We start from the raw sequence: 25,062 nt of genomic DNA, 5'->3' as shown, positions 1-25,062 counted from the left end.
TTACGCATAGCGATCTCCTTCGTTGGCAGATTGATTATGCCGGATGATCTCTAAATGTGAATGGCACGATTATGCGGGATACTTACAGGACCGCCCTGCCATGGATATGGTTGAATTTAATTATCCGGATTGCACTAATGAGTCCCCGATCAGGACGTGGGACTATGCCCTTCTGGAGTGACGGATTGTAGAAGAAGTGATAGGGTATACATTCATCTATCTATTCACTTATCTATTCAAAAAGCGATTCACCTTTATGCCCACTCGCTCTGAAACGATACGCCGATTACTCAGCCAGGGGCCAACGCAAGCTCGGCAACTGATTGAAATAATGGGCATTAGCCAGCCAACACTCTCCCGCGCAATAAGAGATATGGGCGATGACATTGTTCGGATTGGAGCGGGTCCATCTATTCAGTACGTTCTGCGCGATGTTTATCGCGGATTTCGATCTGCCCCCATTTACCGCATCACTGATGAAGGACGCATCAGACCCCTTGGCGAGCTGATTCCGGTTCATCCTGAGGGATTTGTCATGGTACAGACCGACAAAATAAGTCTTCATAGTGACGGGCTGCCGTGGTGGCTGTTTGATATGCGTCCACAAGGGTATCTCGGGCGAGCCTACGCATCAGCCTATGCGACCGCTCTCGGTCTGCCAGCGAATCCAGAACAATGGGCAGACCAGGATGTCGTCAGGGCATTGCTTGCACAGGGCCATGATGCTATCGGCAACCTGCTGATAGGAGAGCAGGCTCGGGAACGTTTCCTTGAAATGCCGGAACCCATCCCCGTTGAGCGCGCCACAGCCTACCCCGCTTTGGCAATAGCGGCTGGAGCCGGTGAAGCACCGGGATCATCTGCAGGCGGGGAACAGCCGAAATTTTGCACTTATACAGAACGCGGTCACGTCTTAGTGAAATTCTCAGCCCCGGACGATAATCCGATTAGCGAACGTTGGCGCGACCTCCTGCTAGCCGAGCACCTGGCATTGAGGGTGCTCGGTGTGGAGACTGAGGTATATGATTTTGGTGGTCAGCGATTCCTGGAGATCCCCCGATTCGACCGCGTTGGCAAACTGGGACGTATTGGCATCTTCTCACTGCGGGCACTTGAGTCAGAATTTGTCGGCAATGCCAGCGCCTCCTGGCCTGTTCTGGTTAACCGCCTTGTTAAGGAAGGACATGTCCATCCTGATGCCGCAGCGGGTACTGCCCGGCTCTGGGCATTTGGGATGCTAATTGGCAATACTGACATGCACCACGGAAACCTGTCGTTCATTAGCAGTCACGGTCGCCCATATCAGCTTGCACCGGCCTACGATATTCTGCCGATGGGATTCGCGCCCAGCACGGGTGGCGCAATTGTGAACGCGCTTCGACCAGCATCACTACCGGAAGTAATCAGCCGGGATATCTGGCAGGAAGCGCTGGGCCAGGCAGAGAGCTTCTTTGTTATAGCGAGCCGTTGCGGGCGTTTCTCCGCCAGTTTCGCCCCATGCCTTGAGGCATTACGCCATCATCTTGACGAGGCCAGCTCGCGTATCGCCCGTCTGGGATAAAAAAGCAGATGACCTGCCCGCTTAAACCATAAAGTTCAGCTAAGCGGGTCGACACTTACCCTAAAAACTGACTAATCAGCATTACCATTCCCAACCCCACCACTGAGTTAATTAACTCCAGCAATCCCCAGGTTTTAAAGGTGTCCTTCATTGAGATACCAAACGTCTCTTTAAACAATAAAAAGCCACCGTCGTACATCAGGGTAATGGTGTTACTGCCACAGGCGACGGCAAGAACCATTAAGGCGGGATTGAGATCGAAGGCGCCAATCATCGGTGCGACAATGCCTGCGGAGGTGATGGCGGCAACCGCGCCCTGTCCGGTAAGAATGCGGATAACGGCAGTGATTAACCAGGCGATAATAAAGGGCGAGAAGGGAACATGGCTCATCAGCTGAACGATGCTGTCACCGACATCAGAATCGATAATGACCTGCTTCAGAATACCACCGGCACTGATGACAAAAAGCACGTTGGCAATCTGAGAAATCGATTTTGAGACATGCTGCGTAATGCCATCAGCCGTCATGCCGCGCTTAACGCCCAAAAACCAGATCGCCGTGAAGGTCGCCAGTAACATGCTGATTTCCGCGCTGCCTGTCAACTTGCACACCTGAGTCAGCATCGAACCTTCACCCGCCAGCGGTCTCACTACGGAAGCGAGAATCATCAGGATGGCCGGAATCAACGGAATCAGGATACTGATTTTAAAAGAGGGAAGTCGCTGGGGATCGATTTCTTCAATCGGTTTGATAATCGAATTAAGCGGAATACGGTTAATGCCTGGCAGAAACCTGGGTAATAAGATACCCGCACAATATAAGGCTGGCAAAATCACCAACACGCCATAAAGGTAGACCTGGACGATATCGGCATTGAACGCGCTGATTAACGCTACCGGGCCAGGCTGAGGCGGGAACAGGCTGTGTCCCATCGTCGCGCCCACCACCGTCGGGATCACCAGTTTCATGTAGGGAATGTTGGCTTTCACCGCGATGTTCATCACCAATGGCATGGCAATCAGAAACGCAACCTCATAAAACATCGCGATACCAAATATCACCCCAATAAACATCAAACCAATAGAAAGATAGCGGGTACCACAATGGCGTATCACCGTATCAGCAATTTGCTGACTGGCCCCGGATTCGGTCATGAATTTGCCAATAATCGCGCCAAATATAATAATCAGCGCGAGGTGCCCCATAATACTGCCAATGCCCTGCTGAATAACCGTTACAATTTCCCCTAATGGAATGCCGACCATAATGGCTACAAATATGCCGGCAATCAGCAACGAGAAAATGTTATGGAATTTATACTTCAGATTAAGTACAACCAGGATAACGATCCCCGCCAGCACCCAAAAAAGCGATAAAAAAGGTAGCATACATAGCCTCAAAATAGCGATAGGTTATAGTGATTTAAAAACTAAATTTTGAGCTGAAACATCCCTGGAAATTACGGCCACTCTTCTGTTACCTTTCTGGTAACCCCTGTTATATCCTTTCACTTCTTCCCGGTCGGAATAATCAATGACCGAAACAATAACGCGATAAAACGCATCACTGGAATGACAACACCCTCTCGCCTTCGGTATTAACCGTATAAACAGCGGGTTCGGTAAATGGTTGTTTAACCGAATGAAATGAAAGTCATTTTCTTCCATCAATCGCTGATAAACTGTTTATCTGGCTGCTTTAAAGAGCCAGTTCATGCTTTCTACAGCGCGTCAAACCTGACCTACCATTCTAGTATATTCAAATCTCTGCTGAATGGGTTTGACCGCGCTCACACTGTTGAAAATTGCAACAGCAGCGCATGTCGGCGGATATTGAATAAGAAAGTTGACTGTCTGATCGGCTATACCAGGGGGAATCTCAATAATCATCTGAAATAGGACAATAAGAGAATAATAATGAAGAAATTGAGTCATTAAAGCGTGAGTTTTAACATTTTCTTCAGCAGCGAATCCTGCGGCCAGGGCTGAGTGTTTCGGCTGCCATTATCTCAGCCAGGCGGCTACGCTTTTATTCCCGGTGGCTGGCTGCGGCATTTCAGTAATTATCCGTCGCGATAAAACCATCAGACTGCAAAGCCGCCTTTCGCATTTCGCCGGTCAGGTGATACATGGCCCGCTCGCGCGGTCATCTCCGCAAAATCAGGCTGCGATCCTGGTCTGGGTGACGCCTCCTGCCGCGCGGCGCCTTGCAGCGGCTGGCCAGCCGCTCCCGCAACATTCTGCTACCCCACCCTGTTTTCATTTGAGAGCTGCATGTTGTTTTGATTTTTCAGCAGGCAGAAATTGATGACAAAGTTGCGGGTAGGGATCGTGTTTGGCGGTAAATCGGCTGAGCATGAAGTGTCGTTGCAGTCAGCCAAAAATATTCTTGATGCGATCGACAAAACCAGGTTTGAGGTGGTGTTGCTGGGAGCAGGGACACTGGGGTCTGAACGATGCCTCCAACTTCTTACTTAACGCTGAAAATCCGTCCCTGATTGCCCTGAATCGCGCGGCTGAAGATGTCGCACTGGTACCTGGCAACCAACAGCAACCGCTGTCCACGAACAAATGCAGGCGGTCCGGTTTATCGGCCAAGTAAGGGAGCGACTTATTTAGCGCACTGCGTAAGAACTGCGACTTGTTTATCGTCTTTTTCCTGACAGCTGATGTTGGTATCGACCTTACCGGCACATGCCGTCCAGCAGCCCAGGCGACCTCTGTTTCGTCCAGCAGAACAGAAGGACGCAGTTAGTACGCGGCGCTGCCGGGTCGTGATTTTTGGACAGACACTCACGGTAAGATTCACCTCCGGCGATGGCCGGTCGCTAACGCAGCCGAACAACAGGATCAGGCAGAAGAATTCACGGTTACGTTTTTTCTGCTCAATCCATTCGGCCAGCGTACTGCGGGAAACGTAAGGTGATGCGGCTTTCTGTACCTACTCTACTACCATTGCCATGTGCTCACGTTGCAGGCCGCGCAACTGCTTTAGTCGCTAACCCCACTATTCCCTTGTGCCTCAAAACCACAGTCTCCAACATCTATGTAAGAAAAATACTCTTCAGGAATTTTCTGGCTGACTTAGATTTTATTAATTCCCACGAAAGCAGTTAACAAATAAAAGAAAATAACTTGCCTTATATAAACAACTAAGTTTTAAACCTATATCTATTAAACCGCCGGGCCTTTAACAAAAAATCTCTCCCTATCACAATATACATTATATTTTAACATATTGCTGCACATCAGGCATTGCATTGAAATTGGTGCAACACTCAAAGAAGATACGTTCCGATTTATAATAAGAATAAAGTTTACTCACCACTTCTCTTATCCTTATACTTATACTTAACATGGATTGCATGAATTTTTATATGGATTAATCTAAAAGGAGTTACTTATGCCCATCCCAGCTTATCTCTGGTTGAAAGATGATGGTGGCGCACTTATTAAAGGCAGCGTCGATATAGAAAATCGAGAAAATAGTATTGAAATAATTGGCTTTTCTCATGGTGTGTCATTACCGGTTGACTATCAGACGGGCAGAATAACAGGCATACGTACTCATGCTCCTGTTACGCTGGAAAAGGAGTTTGATTCAACAAGCCCTTACTTATACAAAGCCGTGACATCAGGCCAGACGCTGCAATCAGCTGAGTTTAAGTGGTATAAAATCAGTGATGCCGGGCAGGAAATTGAATACTTCAATATGTTACTGGAAGGCGTAAAGATCGTTTCAGTAAACCCCGGAATGCCGAATATAAAGATGGCCGGTGTGGAAAAAATTAATCATCTTGAGTCTGTTTCTCTGCTTTATGAAAAAATAACCTGGAAATACTGTGATGGTAACGTTCAGCATTCTGACTGCTGGAACGAAAGATAACGAACCAACCGGGCAATGAATAGCCCGGTTTTCATTTCCATGGATTGCTGGCAGTTGCGTTTAAATCAATACGTGGCATTACAACGGTAGAGCCGTCATAGTAAAATGCGGAACTGGAATAGTTAAAAACCTTGCCTGTTACACTGATCATCACGTGATCGCCAATCGCCTTTACCGCTGCATCCCCGACATCCGCAGTCAATACCGGCGCTGATTGCTGAATAATGGGCATAGGATGCTCAATATGACGATTCAAATAATAGCGATAAACGTTGCTATCAGTAGCACTCGAATTTTTATATCGGGTGACATAGAGCCAGACGTCCTGTGATAACTGCCGCTTACTGATGAGTTCGTCATCTGGCGGACGAGAATTCAGATACCAGACATAACCCATCACTACGACAGTCAAAGCTAATATGATCGTTACCGCCCAATGAAGTGACCTAATAGCCGTGCTGATTGGCATAATCTATTCCCTGTTTGATCCAATACTGGTCTCGAGGATCATCACCATAGGGTATTTGTTCATACCAATGCCCCCACTCTTTTTTTGACGTTTTAGCCCGATTCTGTGCGAATCCCCCGCCTCTGTATAAAACATTGGCAGGAATACCGGCAGCCGTTCCCGTTGCGCCATAATTGAAGTTACCAAAATTTGCCCAGACAGGATTCATTTGTTTGTAATCCCAGGGGCCATGATTTCGAACCTTGAGATAAAACCACAAATAAACCGGGGGCGTCGCCATGTTTCGCGGCATACCAACGCGACGAGCCTCTGCGATGTTTCTGGCAAGAAGATCAAAGCCCTCACCGGGCATGAGTGGAATAACTGCCATGTCAAACTCCTGTCATCCTGACTGAGGAACATGATTTGAACCATAAAGGTTTAACCTGAACGAATAGTGACCTCAATCAAGCAGGCATTACATAAATGCAAAAACAGACATCTTTCTTAATCAAATCGAAAGAGCTGCATTTTCATCAGAACGATGTCTTCCCGATTACGATAGTTGTCAGCCGCCGCTTATACTCTCCTGGCAACTCACACCCAACATTCTGCTACCCCACCCTGTTTTCATTTGAGAGCTGCATGTTATCTTGTTGTTTTGATTTTTCAGCAGGCAGAAATTGATGACAAAGTTGCGGGTAGGGATCGTGTTTGGCGGTAAATCGGCTGAGCATGAAGTGTCGTTGCAGTCAGCCAAAAATATTCTTGATGCGATCGACAAAACCAGGTTTGAGGTGGTGTTGCTGGGGATTGATAAGCAGGGACACTGGCGTCTGAACGATGCCTCCAACTTCTTACTTAACGCTGAAAATCCGTCCCTGATTGCCCTGAATCGCGCGGCTGAAGATGTCGCACTGGTACCTGGCAACCAGCAGCAACCGCTGATTACCCGTCGTGATGCGCATCCGCTGTCGCAGATCGATGTGATTTTCCCCATCGTACACGGCACGCTGGGAGAAGATGGTTCACTGCAGGGTTTACTGCGCATGGCTTCGCTGCCGTTTGTCGGTTCTGACGTGCTGGGTTCAGCGGTCAGTATGGATAAAGACTTTACCAAGCGCCTGTTACGCGATGCCGGTCTGAACGTCGCGCCGTGGCTGAGCGTCACCCAGTCTCAGCGCGCCACGCTGGATGCGGATGCGGTGATTGATCGCCTTGGCCTGCCGCTGTTTATCAAACCGGCTAATCAGGGATCATCCGTTGGCGTCAGCAAAGTCGACAGTGCGGACGCCTTTGAGGCGGCGCTGGATCTGGCCTTTACCTTTGACCGTAAAGTCCTGATCGAAACAGGCATTAAAGGCCGCGAAATTGAGTGTGCGGTACTGGGAAATGATGCTCCGGAGGCTAGCCCTTGCGGCGAGATCGTGGTGCATGACGCGTTCTACTCGTATGACACCAAATATATCTCTGAAAGCGGCGCACAGACGGTGGTGCCCGCGGCGATTTCCGCTGCGGCCAGCGAGGCGATCCGGGAAGTTGCCATTAAGGCGTTTACGGCGCTGGAGTGTTTCGGTATGGCGCGGGTCGATGTGTTTTTGACCGATGAGGGTGAGATCATCGTTAATGAAGTCAACACGCTGCCGGGCTTCACCAACATCAGCATGTATCCCAAACTGTGGCAGGCCGCCGGGCTGAGTTATCAGGATCTGATCACCCGTCTGATTGAGCTGGCAATGGAACGCCACCAGCAGGCCAGCAGCCTGAAAAGCAGCGTCAGCTAATCGCTCTCAGCGACGTGGTTTCAGGCCACGTCGCTGGTAATGGCGCGATGGTTTACCGGTGAGGTCTGATTACGGCCATTGCGTTTCGACAGGTAAAGGTTCTTGTCGGCCGCTGAAATTAACCGGTTAATCATCCGCGGCCAGTCGCCCGCGTTACCGGCGCTGCCGTGTGCCAGACCCAAGCTGACCGTCACCGTAACCGTACTGCCCTGCAGCCAGAATTTCTCTTTCGCCATGGTCTGACGAATCGACTCGGCGAGAAAATAGAGCGCTTCCGGGTCCTGATCGAACAACACCACCACAAACTCTTCTCCGCCAAAACGGCAGATACGCCCTTTTTTACCCACTACCCGCTGCATACGCCGGGCAATCTCTTCAAGCACGCTGTCACCGGCATCATGGCCGAAGTTGTCATTTATGGTTTTGAAATAGTCGACATCCAGCAGGATCACACCGGCTTTACGCGACGAACTAAAGGGCTCAGTACGCAGGCTCTCATACAGGCCAGACCGCGACAGCAGCTGGGTCAGGAAATCATAATTAGCCCGCAGCGCCAGACGCTGATTAAGCTGACGAATGGCATCCATGCTGGCAGCCACAATCAGCGGACTGATGGCAATCGTCGCCACACCCAGCCGCGCTGACGTCAGATGGCTGATCGGCAGCAGATTATCATTGCCCTGAATGTTCATCACGCCGTGCGACACCAGAATGATTTCGGTAATGCCGGTCAGTAAAATCACCAGGCTGGTGAGCGTCATCGGCAGGACGATAGCGCACCAGACCAGCGCCGGCACCGGGAATGTCAGGCTGCCCGCGCCGCCCATCATCGCCCCGACTACCAGCGACAAGACCACCGCGATCACCGGTGAAAGTTTGCGCATGTGCAGTAACTGCCGCAGCGACAGGTTTCGCCAGTCGCGGGTCAGCAGAAAGGGTAACAGCATCAGCCCGGTAGAGAATTGCTCACTGAACCAGTCGCCCCAGGCCGTCGCCAGCGCGGCATCAAACCTGGCCTGCTGCGCCAGCGCGCCCCAGGCAGCACACACCAGCGCCGCCAGCAGGCAGGCCGGAAAAATGCGTAATACGCTGGTGATGCGTTCACTGCCTGAATCATGCTGCAGATGTTTCACCAGCAGCGAGACCGCGACCAGGATAAACAGCAGGTTAGCCACATTGAGCGTCAGGGCCGCCAGCGTCCAGCCGGAAAAGACCATATCGTTGAACGCCATCGCCGTGAAGCAGGTGAGGTAATAGCGAGCCTGATGCAGAAAGGGATTCCGGACAATCACTCCCGCGACGATCGCATTGACCGGCCAGAACAGCGACAGCTCCTGCGGAATGCGCAGGTGTCCGCCGATAAAGCTAAACAACAGGGTGATTAAAAATAGCGAGAGTGCATTTTTTTTAACGTTGTGCTCTTCAAACAGCTTAACGCGCATACATCCGGACCTTGTCGCAGAGAGACGGGCTGTCCACGCCAGCCTGAAACGGGCGTGGCGTCAGAATGATTTAATCCTGGGCGCCACCAAAGTCATCCTGCGATAAAACCACTCTTCATGGGCTAACTTTGAAAACTGAGGCAAAATGCCCCCTTACAGGTGAATCACGTCAGGCGGCAGCGGGAATGGGGCCAATTATGCCCCGTAAATAAAAAAACCGGATATCCGAGATATCCGATTTTTGCCGTTCTGACGATTTTACCGTTGCGCTTAGCGCTATTTTACCGCAACCGGCCACTGACTAAGGCGAATACCCCGTTTATCGGCATTATCGCCGAAATCCTTGAGTACTGCTTTAACATCGGGATCGATATATTCAGCATTATCGTTATCCACAATCACCACGCTGTTCTCCGGGATCTCGTCCAGCAGCCCCTGCAGCTTAGGGTTGTGCATAAAGGTCAGGTTCTGCTGAAAGCGCAGCACGTAGTGGTCGTCGTAGCGTGTGAGCTGCAGCGCGTTGCGATGACTTTTATAGATGCTGTAGAGGATCTGAGTCGCGATACCGATACCAATCCCTACCAGCATCCCCAGCGTAATAATCCCGACGATGGTGGCGAGGAATGGCACGTACTGCTGCGCGCCCATGCGGAACTGTTCCACAAACAGCCGCGGCGTCGCCAGTTTGTAGCCTGTATAGAGCAGCACCGCCGCCAGACTGGCCAGTGGGATGGCATTCAGCATCTCGCTGAACCACATACCGCAAATCAGCAGCAGTACACCGTGGATGAAAATTGACAGTTTGGTTTGCGCACCGGCGCTGACGTTGACGGAGCTGCGGACGATCACTGCGGTAATCGGCATGGCGCCCAGAAAGCCGGCGGCCAGGTTACCGATCCCCTGGGCAAACATCTCTTTATTCGGCGAGGGCGCAGGCGTCTGCGGACGCAGCTTTTTCAGCGCCTCCTGGCTGAGCAGAGTTTCCAGGCTAGCCACCAGCGCTAAAGTCAGCGCCACGACCCATACCTGTGGGTTCTGCCACGCCATCCAGTCTGGCGTTTCCAGTTCCGCCACCAGCGCAGAAACGCTGTCAAACGCTGGCAGTGAGATGCGCGCCAGGCCGCTCGTCATCTCCGGGAACAGGCGTCCACCCACCACCGTGGCCAGACAGCCAATCAGCACGGCGATCAGCGGACCCGGAATCCAGGCCAGAGCTTTGATGCGTTTGACGGGTGCCGTCGTCCATAAGCAGAGGATGGCTAGCCCGACGCCCGCCACCAGCATCGCCGGCAGCGAGAAGGTCATCTCGCCCGTCACCAGCGAAATCAGTTCGGCATCCCCTGCTGCACCCAGTGCAACCGGGATCTGCTGCATGATCAGCAGCAGGCCAATCGCCGCCAGCATGCCTTTAATGACGCTGCCAGGCACCAGCGAGATAAATCGCCCGGCGCGCAGCAGGCCAAACAGGCACTGCAAGGCACCGGCGAGAATCAGCGCGGTGAGAAAGGCGGAAAAGCTTCCGAGCGAGGCCATTGAGGCCACCACAATCGTCACCAGACCGGCCGCCGGGCCGCTGACGGCAAAGCGAGACGGACTCAGGGAGGTGACGACCAGGCCACCAATCACACCGGTCAGCAGACCGGCAAACGGCGGTAATCCGCTGGCTTGCGCAATGCCAAGACAGAGCGGCAACGCGACCAGGAAAACCACCAGGCCCGCAGGGATATCGCGGCGAAGGGTATCGAGATTCATGGTGAAGGCTCCTCTGCAGATTGCTGGATCAACTCTTTGAGATGGCCGGAGCGCAGGTCATAAACGCAACCAAACACTTCCAGTTCCTGGCCCGATTGCCAGATTTGCCGTACCGGTTGGGTCTGCACCAGTCTGGCGAATTGTGCCTTCACGTTGGCCTCAACCAGGCGGTCGAGCAGTTCGCTCTGCGCCTCTGCGGCTGCGGGTTGTTCAGCCAGACCGGCGTCAATATCGTGACGCAGCGCGCTGATGCGCCGCGCCAGCGCCGAGTCCTGATGCTCCAGCACGCTGCCGGGCAGATTGAGCGCCGCTTCCACGCCACCACAGCCGTAATGTCCGCTTAATACGATCCGTTTCACGTTGAGAAAAAAGAGCGCGTACTGCAGCACGCTCAGCAAATTGTCGTCGTCCTCAACCACCATATTGGCAATATTGCGATGAACAAAAAGTTCGCCAGGATGGGACCCGGTTAATACCTCTGCCGGTACGCGGCTGTCCGAGCAGCCAATCCATAGCGAATGGGGCTTTTGCTGATGGAGAAATTTTTTAAAATAATCCGGATTACGCTGGCGGCGCTGTAATGCCCAACTGCGATTTTTCGCTAATAAGGGTTTAAGTGTCGTCACAATCATCTTCTCTCTACTGCCGGGAATATCGGTTCCTGGGTAACCACAAGGTGTATCGGCTCACAAATAAAGCGGGAACCAATAGGGAAATAAGAACCTAATCACGAAAAAAGGTTATAAGGGCTAATCATTTTCAATGCACGATAAATATTTTCGGGCTCCGTTGTGCATGGTGTTATGTCAATAACAGGTCAATTCAAGTCAGCCAGATGTAAATTTAATTAAGCAGGACAGGTTCGGGATCTCGAAAAAAATACAAAATTAAAACAATTTAATCAATAGATTAAGAATAAATGGATATTCAGCCAAAAATAACACTGACAAATATATACAATTATTTTTGATGTCCCCGACGACTGCCATACCAACCAACCGACAAAATACCAGGATTGTTCTTAATTACTAAAATTAACCATTAGCACAATTCACCGCCTTAATCGGTTACAGGCAGTGAAACGTGCTTTAATTAATATAAGAATGAAGCAAGAGATGATTTATTTGATTTGCAGCAAAATAGTGACGCAGGAAAGTAAATCAGGGCCGTTTGTTAACAGAGCCTGCACAAGTCAGGCTCTTTTTCTTGACGAATTATTTACCGTTCCAGCTTTGCAGCCGCGATTCCCGCACTGACAGCTGCTGTTGCGGCGTCAGTTTATTGTAATTTTCCGCCATTCCACTCTCCCAGTCGCCATACAACGGATTAGGCAGCACGATAAACTGTGTGCCGAACTGCTGATGGTTCAGGTTCACAAAATCACGACGCTGCTGATTGCCCTGATGCCAGGTGGCACCGCCGAAGTCGTTAAGGTTATCGCCGACGTACAGCACCACGTTATAGCCTTCATTTTTGATGGCATCGAAACGCGCCTGCTTGTTCGAGCTGTCGGTATTCAGACGAACCGTTTTGTCACTGACGTTAGGGAAGCCCAGCTGCTGCATGTTGGCCACCGTGGCGGCGTAGTCCTGCTGATCGCGGTTCGAGACGTAGAACAGCGTGCCGCCATGCTGAGTCACGTAACGCGCAAACTCCAGCGCGCCCGGCACCGCTTTAGCCTGACGCGCCTGGGTCCAGGCAGACCAGCTTTTACTGCTGAACGGCTGCCCGTTCTTCGCCTGCCAGGCGCTGTAGGCGCTGTTGTCCAGCATGGTTTCATCCAGATCGACAATCACCGCCTTGGGTTTACCGGTCAGTGACGGTGCCTGGTCAAAGGCGAGGCGCGCGCTGTTAAAGGCTTGCCAGGTCAGGGCCTGATATTCGCCTGACTGCTGAAACCAGTTCACCGCCAGCACCGATTGCTGGCCAAGTTGTTGCTGAGCCGATTGCTGCGACGAGGTCGCACAGCCGGTTAACAGCAGCGCGACCAGTGCGGAAGCGGCGAAGGTTGCTGAGGTTTTCATCATGTCATCCTTAAGGTGAGAAAGGTCTGAGTGGGAAAGCTTCAAAAATGTAGCAGTTAACGTAAGCTGTGGGGAGCTCAACGCACGCCGTTATGACAGGAGATTCTTATGGCCGTGACCCCGCGCTCAACCTTGCTCGATTCGCTGGCGTGGCTCGATTACGCCTTTCAGGCCGCCGGCGATCCTCCGCCAGCTGATGCGGCCTATGGTCATCAGCGTCACAGCGCTATTGTGGTCACTGATGTTGAAAACAGGCCGCCTAAAAGCTGCGAATCAGATGGCATTATCAGCACGGGAAGCCGGCCGGTGGCGGTTTACACCGCTGACTGTTTGCCGGTTTTGTTCGCCGACGCTCAGCGCAAAGTGGTAGCGGCGGTCCATGCCGGTTTGCAGGGCACGCTGGCGGGTGTTCTGACCCGCGCGGTGGAGACGCTGCAGCAACAGGGCAGCGATCCGCAAAACCTGTGGGTGGCGATCGGTCCGGCGATGGGTCCCTGCTGTTACGAGCTGGGCGAGCCGCAATTGGCAGAGATGCAGCGGCGCCCGTCCCTTGCTGGCTGGCTACGCTGGCAGCGCAACCAGCCGGTCAACCCGCTGGCGCAACGTCCGCAGGCGACAGCCCGGCAGCAGGGCGTGTGGTTTGACCTGCCCGCACTGGCGACACAGATGCTGTTACAGGCTGGCGTACCGCAGCAGCAGATTGAGAACGTTAACGTCTGCACCTATTGCATGGCGGAGAGCGGATCGAGCTATCGTCACAATACCCACTTTGCCCGCGGTTACCACTCCCGCTACTCGTGGATTCGTCGGCGTTAAGCACGTTAAACCTGACCGGACCTGGAAACGCGGCTTCGCCAGGCCGGTTATTTTTGATTTCACTCACACCCTGACATCCTTTCACTTTTTTTTAACACAGAAGAAGCTAGAGTCAACTCATCCGACCACTTCGACGTGAGTGATTATGACCCAGCTCAATCCACACTATCCCGCGCTGTTTACGCCACTGGATCTTGGCTTTACCCAGCTTAAAAACCGCTTTCTGATGGGGTCGATGCACACCGGACTGGAGGAACATCCGGATGGCGCTGCCCGGCTGGCTGCGTTTTATGGCGAGCGGGCGCGTGAAGGCGTGGCGCTGATCGTTACCGGCGGCATCGCCCCGAATCCACAAGGCGTGACCACCGCACACGGCGCCATGCTCACCGACGAAACACAGTGTGACTGGCACCGGCAGATCACGGAGGCGGTGCATCAGCACCAGGGCAAAATCGCATTGCAGATCCTGCACACCGGCCGCTACAGCTATCAGCCGGATCTGGTGGCACCTTCGGCCCGCCAGGCGCCGATTAATCCCTTTACTCCGCAGGCGATGAGCGATGCCGACATCGAACAGACCATTGCTGATTTTGCCCGCTGCGCCCGGCTGGCTCAGCAGGCAGGCTACGATGGCGTAGAGATCATGGGCTCGGAAGGCTACCTGATTAATCAGTTTCTGGTGAAGCAGACGAATCAGCGCAGCGACCGCTGGGGCGGCGATTTCAGCCAGCGTATGCAGTTCGCGCTGGCGATCACCCGCGCGGTCCGTGCCGCTACCGGCGAGGCGTTTATCATTATTTTCCGCCTGTCGATGCTGGACCTGATCAAAGAAGGCAGCACGCTGGACGAGACCTTGCAGCTGGCGGGTGAGCTGGAGCAGTGCGGCGTGACGCTGTTTAATACCGGCATTGGCTGGCATGAAGCGCGCATCCCGACCATCGCCACCTGCGTGCCGCGGGCGGCGTTTGCCTGGGTGACGCAGCGCCTGCGCGAGCAGGTGAAGGTACCGGTGATCGCCACCAACCGCATTAACCACCCCGCCGTCGCCGAGCAGCTGTTGCAGTCAGGCTGCGCCGATATGGTGTCGATGGCGCGTCCGTTTCTGGCCGATGCCGCCTTTGTCAGTAAAGCGCAGCGCGGCGACGATAACAGCATCAATACCTGCATTGCCTGTAATCAGGCCTGTCTCGACCAGGTTTTTGCCGGCAAGGTCACCTCATGCCTGGTCAATCCCCGCGCCTGCCATGAGTCGCTGATGCCGGTGATCGACACCACCACGCCGCGCCGTCTGGCGGTGGTGGGTGCCGGACCGGCCGGGATGGCGTTTGCCCTGCAGGCGGCGCAGCGCGGCCATCAGGTGAAGCTTTACGATGCCGCGCCCGACATTGGCGGCCAGTTCAATATTGCCAGTCAGATCCCCGGTAAAGCGGAGTTCAGCGAAACGCTGCGCTACTTTCGTTATCAGCTGGCGGCGGCCGGTGTGCAGGTCGTCACCGGCCATCGGGTCGAGGCTGATCAGCTCAGCGAGGCCGATGAAGTGATTCTGGCGACCGGCATTCAGCCGCGCACACCCGATATTCCCGGCATCGATCACCCCAGCGTGCTCAGCTACCTTGAAGTGCTGCGCGATAAGCGCCCGGTAGGGCAACGGGTCGCCATTATTGGCGCGGGCGGAATCGGTTTTGACACCGCAGAATATCTGTCGCAGCCGCCGCATCAGGATGAACTGGCCGCCTTCTATCGCGAATGGGGCATCGATCGCAGTCTGAGCCAGCGTGGCGGCCTGATAACGCCGCAGCCGCCTGCCGCCACGCGGCAACTCTGGCTGTTGCAGCGCCGGGCTGGTAAACCCGGTGCCGGGCTGGCGAAAACCACCGGCTGGATCCATCGTACCAGCCTGCAGGCGCGCGGCGTGCAGATGTGGGGCGGCGTGGAGTATCTGGCGATTGATGATGCCGGGCTGCATCTGAAACGCGAGGGTGAAACTCTGCTGTTAGCGGTTGATAACGTTATTATCTGCGCCGGACAGGAACCGCAGCGCGAACTGGAAGCCGCGCTACGGGAAAGGGGTCAGAAAGTTACACTGATTGGCGGTGCCGATGTGGCGCAGGAACTGGATGCGCGCCGTGCCATCGCGCAGGCGACGCAGCTGGCGCTCAGCATCTGATTAGCGCATTTTTACCGCGCGCAGCACCACGAACTTCTGGTTCGAGGCGAGCAGCGTGCAGTTGCCAAACAGCTTTTTCAGTTTGTGGTGATAATCGAGGTGGCGGTTGCCGACAATGCGCAGCTCGCCGCCATACTGAAGGCAGCGTTTGGCATCGCGGAACATCTGCCACGCCAGGTGATCGGTGACGGCATGTTGCTGATGGAATGGCGGATTGCACAGCACCGCGTGCAGACGATCGGACGGATAACCGCTCAGCACGTTGTTGACGCGGAACTGACAGCGGGCCAGATCTTCAGGCCGGTTCACTTCCACGTTGCGCTGGCTGGAGGCGACCGCCATATAAGATTCATCAAGGAAATGCACCTCGGCCTGCGGGTTCTGCTCCAGCGCCACCAGCCCAACCACGCCGTTACCACAACCGAGATCGACAATTTCACCCTCAATATTTTCCGGCAGATGCTGCACAAACAGCCGCGCACCAATATCCAGCGACGACCGTGAAAAGACGTTGGCGTAGTTGTGAATCTGATAAGGCGTGCCATCCAGCGGCCAGACCAGCGTCGGTTCGGCCTCACGCAACGCCGGCTGGGTAAACTGGCTGTAAATCAGCCGCGCTTTTTTCCACGCCAGCGAGGTGCGGGTTTCACCGATGATTTGCTCAAACAGCTGCAGCGTTGAATTATGGATCTCTTTGGCGCGGGCTGCGGCCAGGATCACCGTCTCTGGCGTCGCCACCTGACGAATAGCCCGCAGCTGATGCTCCAGCAGCGCCAGCGTTTTCGGCACCTTGATCAGCACTGCGGCCGGAGCCGCTGGCAGCGCGGCCAGGCTATCGAGAAAATGGACTTCGCCATCGTCCAGCGCGTTTAACGCCAGGTTCTGCCGCGTCGCCTGCTGGCTCAGCCAGGAGTCACTGACGTGCCAGACGGTGCGCGGATTCAGTGCGCAGGTTAACGCGCCAAAGCTGTCGTTGAAGACCAGCACCGGGCCTTCCGGCAGCGTCTGCTGCAACAGATATTCATCAGCCGCATCCCAGGCTTGTAATGGACTTTCGTCACGCATCTGCGGGAAACGATGCAGGATCAGTGTGCGATCGTTCAGTTCAAGTTGGCTCATGAATTCTCCGGCGTGGTACACTTTGATGGATTTTCGCCCCAAAAAGGGGGCGCAGTATACTGTCTTTCGCCGGGAATCCCTAATGTCCTCACTGATCTACCTTCAGGGTTATCCTGCCCCTATTCTTGAGCAGGTTGAGACGTTGATCAGCCATCAGCGTTTAGGCGCATTTCTGCAACAGCGCTATCCCGACACCCACAATGTGATGAGTGATAAAGCGCTGTATGACTACACCCTGGCGCTGAAAAACCGCTATATGCGCAACGCGCCGCCGATCAGTAAAGTGATCTGGGATAACAAAATCAAGGTGATGAAGCATGCGCTGGGTTTGCATACCGCCATTTCGCGGGTGCAGGGCGGCAACCTGAAGGCCAAGGCCGAAATCCGTATATCGACCTTTTTCCGCCTCGCGCCGGAACCGTTTCTGCGGATGATCGTGGTGCATGAGCTGGCGCACCTGAAAGAGAAGGATCACGATAAAGCGTTCTACCAGCTCTGCTGCCACATGGAGCCCGATTACCACCAGCTCGAATTTGACGCCCGCCTGTGGATGACCGATCAGGCGATGCGCGGTAACGCCGCTTAAAGAAACTCCTGCGCTTTCTGAATCAGGCTGGTTTTGGTCAGCGCCCCAAGAAAGCGCCGTTCCTGCGGATTGTTCAGCACCGGCAACCGTTCCAGCGTCACCGCCGCAAACGCCTCCCAGCCTTCGCGCATACTCTGGTTCTGGTATACCACCGGAAACTCGTCATCCATCACGCACTGCACCGGTGAGTCGAGCGTGATCTCCTGCGCCAGCACCCGGCGGGAGATCTCATGGATCGAGACCACGCCCAGAAACGCCCCCACTTCATTGATCACATAGACGTAGCGTTCGCGCTTCAGCGAGCTGACCGCCAGCGCCTGGCCGACCGACTCGTGAGGCTGCAACGCCGCGCCGGGGATGATCAGCTCAGCGATGCGCATATTATCGAAATCATATTTGGCTTCGGAACGGTTGAAGTGATGGCTCACCACCGGATAGGTACTGGTCGATTGCAGCCGGTAGACCACCATCGACGCCAGCACCGAGGCGATCATCAGCGGGAACAGCAGACTGCTGTTGAGCGTCATCTCCAGCACCATCAGCATCGCCATTAACGGCGCCTGGCTGACGGCAGCCAGCACCGCTGCCATGCCAATCGCGGCATAGAGCAGCACATTGCCGAGCGGCAGATGCAGCGCTGCGCCGCCGCTGGCGATAATGACACCCAGCAAGGCGCCAATCAGTAATGAAGGGGTAAACAGGCCGCCGACCGCATTCGAGCCCACCGACAGGCTGGTGGCGAGCGTCTTGAGCAGCAGTAACAGCAGCAGCCCTGGCAGCAGATAGTGGCCCGCCATCACTTTGACGATCACTTCGTAACCGTTACCGAGAATATCGGTTGAGATCAGCGCCAGTAAACCGACCGCAAAGCCACCTGCCCCGAGCCGCAGCGGCAATGAAGCTACCCGGCTGAACAACCGCTTGCTGCGGGCAATCAGCTTAATCAGCAGCCAGCCGGCCAGACCGGCAACCAGACCAATCACCACCGTCATCACCAGGCTGCTGAGATCCATCCGGAAGCTGGCTTCCGCCAGCGGATAGAGCGCACTGCGAAAGCCCAGCGACCACATGGTCATCACCGCCACGGCCGAGGCGATAATCAGCGGTATCAGCCGCTGCAGCGCGGAAATACCGAAGGCAATCTCCGCCACAAAAATCGCTGACGCCAGCGGCGCGTGATAGACCGACGACAGACCGGCCGCCGCCGCCATCGCCACCACGTCACTGTTTTTCAGGTTAAGCGACGCCGGCAGCATCCGGCCAATTGCGCTGCCGCACAGCGCCGACAGCTGCACCATCGGCCCCTCTTTCCCTATTGACGCGCCGCTACCGATGCTGGCAATGGAGGATAAGGCGCGAAAAAGCGAGGTTTTGGTCGGAACCGCATCGAGACGGGCATTTATCACCTCCAGGTAGTCGGTTTTCACCGTCTGTTGCTGCTCAATAGCGACCGCGTAGCGCAGAAAATAACCCGCCAGCACCCCGCCGCCACCCACCAGCAGCGGCCAGAAGATCCACGGCCAGAGGTGAACGGATTCAGTGATTTCGCCGCCACTGGCGAACAGCAGATGATTAATAAGCTCAATTACGCCACGAAAAGCCAGCGTCACCAGCGATGCCGCGCACCCGACCGGGATGGCGATCAGTAAGGTGGTCCAGTTTAATGCGTGCTTACTTGCTTTCACCTGCGCTCCCTGTTTTGTCCCCGAAAATCATCGCGTCATCCTATTAGTGGAATGCGGATCGCAGGATCCGCTGCTGGCCGCCCGGCCCCATTGCACCCGGCCAGAGAGATGTTACTCTGCCGCTTTACTTCTGCCGGAGAGATGACGTGATTCGTTTTGCCATTGTGGGAACAAATTGGATTACACGCCAGTTTATTGATGCCGCCCATGAAACCGGGGCAATGAAACTCTGTGCGGTCTATTCACGCAGTCAGCAGCAGGCGGAGGCGTTCAGCCACGATTATCGCTGTGAGCAGACCTTTACCTCGCTGGAGGCGCTGGCCGCCAGCCCGCAGATTGATGCGGTCTATCTTGCCAGTCCCAATGCTCTGCATTGCCAGCAGGCACTGCTGTTTATGTCGCACGGCAAACATGTGATTTGTGAGAAACCACTGGCCTCGAATCTGCAGGAGGCGGAAGCGATGATCGCCTGCGCCCGCCAGCATCAGGTGGTCCTGTTTGAGGCCTTTAAAACCGCCAGCCTGCCTAACTTTATCCGGCTGCAACAGGCGCTGCCTGAAGTGGGTAAGTTGCGTAAAGCATTGCTGAGCTACTGTCAGTACTCCTCACGTTATCCGCGCTATCTCAACGGCGAGAACCCCAACACCTTTGATCCGCGCTGGTCCAACGGCTCGATTATGGATATCGGCTATTACTGTCTGGCGTCGGCGGTGGCGCTGTGGGGCGAACCGCAGCGGGTACAGGCCACGGCCACGCTGCTGGAGAGCGGCGTTGACGCGCACGGCGTGGTGGTGCTGAGCTACGGCGATTTTGACGTGACGATCCTGCACTCCAAGGTGAGTGACTCTTCCCTGCCGAGTGAGATTCAGGGCGAAGCGGGTGCGCTGGTGATTGAAAAACTCTCCGAGTGTCAGAAACTCACCTTCATCCCGCGCGGCGCGGAAAAACAGGCGCTGAGCCAGCCGCAGCATATCAATACCATGCTGTATGAAGCTGAGACTTTTGTCCGGCTGGTTGAGCAGCAGCAGGTGGACCATCCGGCACTGGAGGTTTCACGCATTACCGCCGCGCTGCTGACTGAGATTCGCCGCCAGACCGGCGTGGAATTTCCAGCCGATCGGCTGTCAGTGTAAATATTTCTAAATATTAACGACAATGATTGATTCCTGACCGGCTAAGCCGTAACTTACGCCACTGCAAAGGGGAGTAACTTGTAAGCTGATTGATCGTCACTACGTTGCGAAAGCATCCGGTCATCAGGCAACCCGGAATTGATTCTGAGTTGTAAGTGAGACCTTGCCGGAAGGCGAGGTTTGCTTACAACAAAATAAGCGGCTGACGTCTTCTGACTTCAGCCGTTTTTTTTATTTTTCAGACAGGATACGAATATGCAAACTGTGGGTACGCCATTACTCTGGGGCAGCTTTGCGGTTGTGGTGCTGATTATGCTGGCCATCGACCTGCTGTTGCAGGGACGCCGCGGCGCGCAAACCATGACTTTCAAACAGGCCGCCGTCTGGTCGCTGGTCTGGGTGTCAGTTTCGCTGCTGTTCAGCGCCGCGTTCTGGTGGTATCTGGAAGGCAGCGCCGGGCGCGAAGTCGCTAACACTCAGACCCTCGCCTTCCTCACCGGCTACGTGCTGGAAAAAGCGCTGGCAGTAGATAACGTCTTTGTCTGGTTAATGCTGTTCAGCTACTTCTCGATTCCGGCGAACCTGCAACGCCGCGTATTGATCTACGGGGTATTAGGCGCCATCGTGCTGCGTACCATTATGATCTTCGCGGGCAGCTGGCTGGTAACGCAGTTTAGCTGGATCCTCTACGTCTTCGGCGCGTTCCTGCTGTTTACCGGTATTAAAATGGCGATGGCGAAAGAGGACGATCACGCAGTAGGCGACAAGCCGGTGGTGCGCTGGCTGCGTAAGCACTTACGCATGACCGACGCGCTTGATGGCGAGAAGTTCTTCACCCGCAAAAATGGTGTGCTGTTTGCAACGCCGCTGCTGCTGGTGCTGATTATGGTGGAACTGAGCGATGTTATCTTCGCCGTCGACAGTATCCCCGCTATCTTCGCCGTGACCACTGACCCGTTTATCGTGCTGACCTCAAACCTGTTCGCGATTCTCGGTTTGCGTGCCATGTACTTCCTGCTGGCTAACGTGGCAGAGCGCTTCTCGATGCTGAAATATGGCCTGGCCATCGTGCTGGTGTTCATTGGTATTAAGATGCTGATTGTCGATATCTACCACATTCCGGTCGGTATCTCTCTGAGCGTCGTCGGCCTGATTCTGGCATCAACCCTGCTGATTAATGCCTGGGTTAACCGCAAAAGAGACCAGAAAAAGATCGCACCATAATTACCTACAGGGGCAGCGGATGCCCCTGTTTTATTTTGCCGCCACCAGCAGCGACATTTCATACCTCTGTCACACTTCCCATATCCAGCATAATAAAAACCCGACATCCGCCACACTGGCAGAATTATCTCTTTTCTCATGCGATCTTTTCCTTATACTCCGCCGGGCAAACCGCTTTAGCCGCTGCAAAACATCGCCGCTAAAACTACATCCGCGACAAAATATAGAAAATACTATGCAGAAAACTCTCTCCTCACGTCTGGGCGCGCTATTTACAGGCAGCCTGGTGAAGCAAATCATGGTTGGGCTGATCGCCGGTGTGGCGCTCGCCTGGATTTCTCGCGATGCGGCGCTGGCCGTTGGGCTGCTGGGCGACCTGTTTGTCAGTGCGCTGAAAGCGGTGGCACCGCTGCTGGTCCTGATGCTGGTGATCGCCTCTATCGCTAACCACCAGCATGGCCAAAAGAGCAATATCCGGCCGATTATTGTGCTCTATCTGCTGAGTACATTTTTCGCGGCCGTGGTGGCGGTGGTGTTCAGCCATCTGGTGCCGCAGACGCTGACCCTGGCGGCTGGCAGCACCGAAATCACGCCGCCTTCCGGCATCACTGAAGTGCTGCGTGGCCTGCTGATGAGCATGGTGTCCAATCCGATCACGGCACTGATGAACGCTAACTACATCGGCATTCTGGTGTGGGCGATGGGTCTCGGACTGGCGTTTCGTCACAGCAGTGACACCACCCGCACCTTACTCAATGATGCGTCTCATGCGGTGACCTGGCTGGTTCGCTGCGTTATCCGCTGCGCGCCGGTGGGTATTTTCGGTCTGGTGGCCTCGATTCTCGCCTCAACCGGCTTTGGCGCGCTGTGGCAATACGCTCATCTGCTGACGCTGTTAATCGGCTGCATGCTGCTGATGGCGCTGGTGGTGAACCCCTTGCTGGTGTTCAGCAAAATTCGTCGCAACCCTTATCCGCTGGTGTTTACCTGCCTGCGTGAAAGCGGCGTCACCGCCTTCTTTACCCGCAGTTCGGCCGCCAATATTCCGGTGAATATGGCGCTGGCGAAACGTCTGGGGCTGGATGAAGATACCTATTCGGTCTCCATTCCGCTGGGCGCGACCATCAGTATGGCGGGCGCATCAATCACCATTACGGTATTGACGCTGGCGGCGGTGAATACGCTGGGCATCAGCATTGATGTGCCGACCGCGATTCTGCTCAGCCTGGTCGCTTCGCTGTGTGCCTGTGGCGCGTCGGGTGTTGCGGGCGGTTCGCTGCTGCTGATCCCGGTAGCCTGTAATATGTTTGGCATTCCTAACGATCTGGCGATGCAGGTGGTGGCGGTCGGCTTCATTATCGGGGTACTGCAGGACTCAGCGGAAACCGCGCTGAACTCCTCTACCGACATTCTGTTTACCGCCGCGGTCTGTCAGGCGGAAGCCGAACGCGAACCGCGTCGCGCGTAATCAGCAGCGGTAAAAAGCAGCAAAAAGGCGGCTCGTGCAGGCCTGATGCTGATCAGTTAAGGTTAACTTTGCAAAGGCTGCCGCGGTCAAACGTGGCAGCTTTTTTTTGCGCGAGCGTGCCGGAGTGCGGGCCTGAGCGCCCTTTTTAACAACACGCACTGAAGCTTCAGAGCAGGCTGGGGTTGGGCAGGGGCAGGCAATCCGCAGCGCTGAACAGAATGAGTCTGTCAGGAGAGCCCGCAGGACGCGGGCGAAAGGCGGGGCGGCACAGGATGTGCCATCCCCGGCGGTCCGTCAGGCAGGCGAATGAAGTGAAGGAACCGCGCAGCGGCGTGAGGACCGCCAGCCCCTGAACGGCACCAGACTGCGTTATCACCGGTCGCTTAACTGACGGGCATTAGCCCATGCAGGCCGTCTTTTTATATTCAACGGTATAGCGCGCCAGCGCTGACAACGGCGAGTTTTGCCAGCTTACAGCGTTACCCCACTTTTGAAGATCGCCAGCTCGCGGAAGTCGTTCTTTTCGTTGTTGGTGAGCTGACCATTGGCAATCGCCACAATGGTATCCACGAAATCTTCCAGCATCTGATCCATGCTCATGCCATCAATCAGCCGTCCGGCATCAAAATCGATCCAGTGCGGTTTTTTCTCGGCCAGCGGCGTGTTGGTTGCCAGCTTCACCGTCGGGACAAAGCCGCCATACGGCGTGCCGCGCCCGGTACTGAACAGCACCATGTGGCAGCCGGCACCGGCAAGAGCACTGGTGGCCACCGCGTCGTTGCCTGGCGCGCTCAACAGATTGAGGCCCGGCGTTTTCAGCCGCTCACCATACTTCAGCACATCCACAACCTGGCTTTGCCCCGCTTTCTGGGTGCAGCCGAGTGACTTCTCTTCCAGCGTGGTAATGCCGCCCGCTTTATTACCCGGTGACGGATTTTCATAGATCGGCTGCTGATGATCGATAAAGTACTGCTTGAAGTCGTTGATCATCGCGACCGTTTTACCGAAGATCGCCTCGTCACGGCAGCGGCTCATCAGAATGCGTTCCGCACCAAACATCTCCGGCACTTCGGTCAGCACGGTGGTGCCACCGTTGGCGATCATCTGATCAGAGAAGCGCCCCAGCAACGGATTGGCGGTGATCCCTGAAAAACCATCTGATCCACCGCACTCCAGACCGAATTTCAGCTCGCTGAGCTTGCCTGGCTCACGCTGGTCATGGCGCATTTTTTCATACAGCGCATGCAGGCGTTCCACTCCGGCTTCCACTTCGTCGTCATGCTGCTGGCAGACCATAAATTCAACCCGGTCGCTCTCAGACGCACCCAGCGTGTCGCGAAACGCATCAACCTGATTGTTCTCGCAGCCGAGTCCAATCACCAGCACCGCACCCGCGTTCGGATGACGCACCATGTTTTGCAGCATGGTACGGGTATTTTCATGATCCTGGCCCAGCTGAGAACAGCCGAAGGTGTGGCTGAACAGGAAGGCACCATCGATATCTTCCGCCTGCTGCGTCTCTTTAAGGAAACGTTGCAGGATCTGTCGGGCAATGCCATTGACGCAGCCGACAGTCGGCAGGATCCATAACTCATTGCGGATACCGACCTCGCCATTTGCGCGACGATAGATCTGCACTTCGCGATCGCCCGGCTGCGGCGGTATGGTCACGAAGTCTGGCAGGTACTGATACTGATCCAGATCGCTGAGGTTGGTTCGGGCGTTCTGTGAATGGATCAGCTCACCCGCCACGATCGGCTGGGTTGCATGGGCGATCGGTAAACCATATTTGATCACCAGCTCGCCCTGAGCGATCGGCTGCAGGGCAAACTTATGCCCGCGCCCGACCGCCTGTTGCAGCGCCACGGAGAGCGCAGAGACCTCGATGGTGGCGCCAGCGTCTAAGTCACGCAACGCCACGGCGACGTTGTCGCGGGAATGTATTTTAATTGCGTCTTGCATAGCG

At 54.9% G+C, this 25,062-nt stretch carries 20 protein-coding genes and 1 pseudogene; 10 read left to right on the top strand and 11 right to left on the bottom strand.

The window, feature by feature from the left end; genetic code table 11:
- The first annotated feature begins 256 nt into the window (after window positions 1-256).
- A complete protein-coding gene (yjjJ, locus tag LZU96_RS03435; protein ID WP_233988123.1) occupies window positions 257-1,561 on the top strand; it encodes a type II toxin-antitoxin system HipA family toxin YjjJ in 1,305 nt (434 codons plus the stop codon).
- A 55-nt stretch (window positions 1,562-1,616) separates the two neighbouring features.
- Here yjjJ and LZU96_RS03430 read toward each other — a convergent pair whose 3' ends face one another.
- Window positions 1,617-2,951 (bottom strand): gluconate:H+ symporter, encoded by a 1,335-nt coding sequence (locus LZU96_RS03430; protein ID WP_233987070.1) that lies wholly within the window; start codon window positions 2,949-2,951, stop codon window positions 1,617-1,619.
- A gap of 918 nt (window positions 2,952-3,869) precedes the next feature.
- Here LZU96_RS03430 and LZU96_RS03425 point away from each other — a divergent pair.
- Window positions 3,870-4,122 (top strand): annotated as a pseudogene (locus tag LZU96_RS03425) (D-alanine--D-alanine ligase A); the annotation flags it as partial.
- 51 nt (window positions 4,123-4,173) lie between these two features.
- On the opposite strand, the gene LZU96_RS03415 reads toward LZU96_RS03425, so the two are convergent.
- Entirely contained in the window at window positions 4,174-4,371 is a 198-nt protein-coding gene (locus tag LZU96_RS03415; protein WP_409520467.1) for a hypothetical protein, read from the bottom strand.
- A gap of 594 nt (window positions 4,372-4,965) precedes the next feature.
- On the opposite strand from LZU96_RS03415, the gene LZU96_RS03410 reads away from it, so the two are divergent.
- Complete coding sequence (locus LZU96_RS03410; protein ID WP_233987069.1) at window positions 4,966-5,448, top strand: Hcp family type VI secretion system effector; 483 nt, start codon at window positions 4,966-4,968, stop codon at window positions 5,446-5,448.
- A gap of 31 nt (window positions 5,449-5,479) precedes the next feature.
- On the opposite strand, the gene LZU96_RS03405 is transcribed toward LZU96_RS03410, so the two are convergent.
- Together LZU96_RS03405 and LZU96_RS03400 are read right to left on the bottom strand one after the other, a co-directional pair.
- A complete protein-coding gene (locus tag LZU96_RS03405; protein ID WP_233987068.1) occupies window positions 5,480-5,917 on the bottom strand; it encodes a hypothetical protein in 438 nt (145 codons plus the stop codon).
- Window positions 5,895-6,287: a polymorphic toxin type 44 domain-containing protein gene (locus LZU96_RS03400; protein WP_233987067.1), complete on the bottom strand. Its 393-nt coding sequence runs from the start codon at window positions 6,285-6,287 to the stop codon at window positions 5,895-5,897. Before LZU96_RS03400 ends, LZU96_RS03405 begins: the two co-directional genes overlap by 23 nt.
- Window positions 6,288-6,582: 295 nt before the next feature.
- Here LZU96_RS03400 and ddlA point away from each other — a divergent pair, with 295 nt between their 5' ends.
- Window positions 6,583-7,680: a D-alanine--D-alanine ligase gene (gene ddlA / locus LZU96_RS03395; protein WP_233987066.1), complete on the top strand. Its 1,098-nt coding sequence runs from the start codon at window positions 6,583-6,585 to the stop codon at window positions 7,678-7,680.
- A 20-nt stretch (window positions 7,681-7,700) separates the two neighbouring features.
- Here the strand turns inward: ddlA and LZU96_RS03390 are convergent, their stop codons facing one another.
- The 4 genes from LZU96_RS03390 to LZU96_RS03375 all read right to left on the bottom strand — a co-directional run bounded on the left by LZU96_RS03390 (window position 7,701) and on the right by LZU96_RS03375 (window position 12,898).
- Window positions 7,701-9,122 (bottom strand): GGDEF domain-containing protein, encoded by a 1,422-nt coding sequence (locus LZU96_RS03390; protein WP_233987065.1) that lies wholly within the window; start codon window positions 9,120-9,122, stop codon window positions 7,701-7,703.
- A 276-nt stretch (window positions 9,123-9,398) separates the two neighbouring features.
- A complete protein-coding gene (locus LZU96_RS03385) occupies window positions 9,399-10,874 on the bottom strand; it encodes a SulP family inorganic anion transporter (RefSeq protein ID WP_233987064.1) in 1,476 nt (491 codons plus the stop codon).
- Entirely contained in the window at window positions 10,871-11,506 is a 636-nt protein-coding gene (locus tag LZU96_RS03380; protein WP_233987063.1) for a carbonic anhydrase, read from the bottom strand. The genes LZU96_RS03385 and LZU96_RS03380 overlap by 4 nt, the downstream gene beginning before the upstream one ends.
- A 582-nt stretch (window positions 11,507-12,088) precedes the next feature.
- Complete coding sequence (locus LZU96_RS03375; RefSeq protein ID WP_233988121.1) at window positions 12,089-12,898, bottom strand: 5'-nucleotidase, lipoprotein e(P4) family; 810 nt, start codon at window positions 12,896-12,898, stop codon at window positions 12,089-12,091.
- Window positions 12,899-13,006: 108 nt separating this feature from the next.
- Here LZU96_RS03375 and LZU96_RS03370 point away from each other — a divergent pair, with 108 nt between their 5' ends.
- Window positions 13,007-13,714, top strand: a complete 708-nt coding sequence (locus LZU96_RS03370) for a polyphenol oxidase family protein (RefSeq protein WP_233987062.1) — start codon at window positions 13,007-13,009, stop codon at window positions 13,712-13,714.
- A 145-nt stretch (window positions 13,715-13,859) separates the two neighbouring features.
- Window positions 13,860-15,881 carry an NADPH-dependent 2,4-dienoyl-CoA reductase gene (locus tag LZU96_RS03365; RefSeq protein WP_233987061.1) on the top strand — a complete coding sequence of 674 codons (2,022 nt, stop codon included), beginning with the start codon at window positions 13,860-13,862 and terminating at the stop codon, window positions 15,879-15,881.
- On the opposite strand, the gene rlmG is transcribed toward LZU96_RS03365, so the two are convergent.
- Window positions 15,882-17,000 (bottom strand): 23S rRNA (guanine(1835)-N(2))-methyltransferase RlmG, encoded by a 1,119-nt coding sequence (gene rlmG / locus LZU96_RS03360; RefSeq protein WP_233987060.1) that lies wholly within the window; start codon window positions 16,998-17,000, stop codon window positions 15,882-15,884.
- An 82-nt stretch (window positions 17,001-17,082) separates the two neighbouring features.
- On the opposite strand from rlmG, the gene LZU96_RS03355 reads away from it, so the two are divergent.
- On the top strand, window positions 17,083-17,586 hold the full coding sequence (locus tag LZU96_RS03355; RefSeq protein WP_233987059.1) for a M48 family metallopeptidase: 504 nt from the start codon (window positions 17,083-17,085) through the stop codon (window positions 17,584-17,586).
- Here LZU96_RS03355 and LZU96_RS03350 read toward each other — a convergent pair.
- A complete protein-coding gene (locus tag LZU96_RS03350; RefSeq protein WP_233987058.1) occupies window positions 17,583-19,271 on the bottom strand; it encodes a chloride channel protein in 1,689 nt (562 codons plus the stop codon). The genes LZU96_RS03355 and LZU96_RS03350 overlap by 4 nt on opposite strands.
- Before the next feature lie 146 nt (window positions 19,272-19,417).
- On the opposite strand from LZU96_RS03350, the gene LZU96_RS03345 reads away from it, so the two are divergent.
- The 3 genes from LZU96_RS03345 to sstT all read left to right on the top strand — a co-directional run bounded on the left by LZU96_RS03345 (window position 19,418) and on the right by sstT (window position 23,096).
- A complete protein-coding gene (locus LZU96_RS03345) occupies window positions 19,418-20,404 on the top strand; it encodes a Gfo/Idh/MocA family protein (protein WP_233987057.1) in 987 nt (328 codons plus the stop codon).
- Window positions 20,405-20,659: 255 nt separating this feature from the next.
- The gene (locus tag LZU96_RS03340; RefSeq protein ID WP_233987056.1) at window positions 20,660-21,628 is read left to right on the top strand and encodes a TerC family protein; all 969 of its coding nucleotides are present in this window, start codon (window positions 20,660-20,662) and stop codon (window positions 21,626-21,628) included.
- A 235-nt stretch (window positions 21,629-21,863) separates the two neighbouring features.
- Window positions 21,864-23,096 (top strand): serine/threonine transporter SstT, encoded by a 1,233-nt coding sequence (gene sstT / locus LZU96_RS03335; protein WP_233987055.1) that lies wholly within the window; start codon window positions 21,864-21,866, stop codon window positions 23,094-23,096.
- A 471-nt stretch (window positions 23,097-23,567) separates the two neighbouring features.
- Here sstT and LZU96_RS03330 read toward each other — a convergent pair whose 3' ends face one another.
- Window positions 23,568-25,058 (bottom strand): UxaA family hydrolase, encoded by a 1,491-nt coding sequence (locus LZU96_RS03330; RefSeq protein ID WP_233987054.1) that lies wholly within the window; start codon window positions 25,056-25,058, stop codon window positions 23,568-23,570.
- Window positions 25,059-25,062 lie beyond the last annotated feature (4 nt).

Origin of the sequence: Pantoea agglomerans (genome assembly GCF_021397715.1) — a bacterium.
Classification (GTDB): Bacteria; Pseudomonadota; Gammaproteobacteria; order Enterobacterales; family Enterobacteriaceae; genus Pantoea; species Pantoea astica.
The sequence above is the reverse complement of the archived record's forward strand: the minus strand, read 5'-3'. Positions and strand labels throughout refer to the sequence as shown.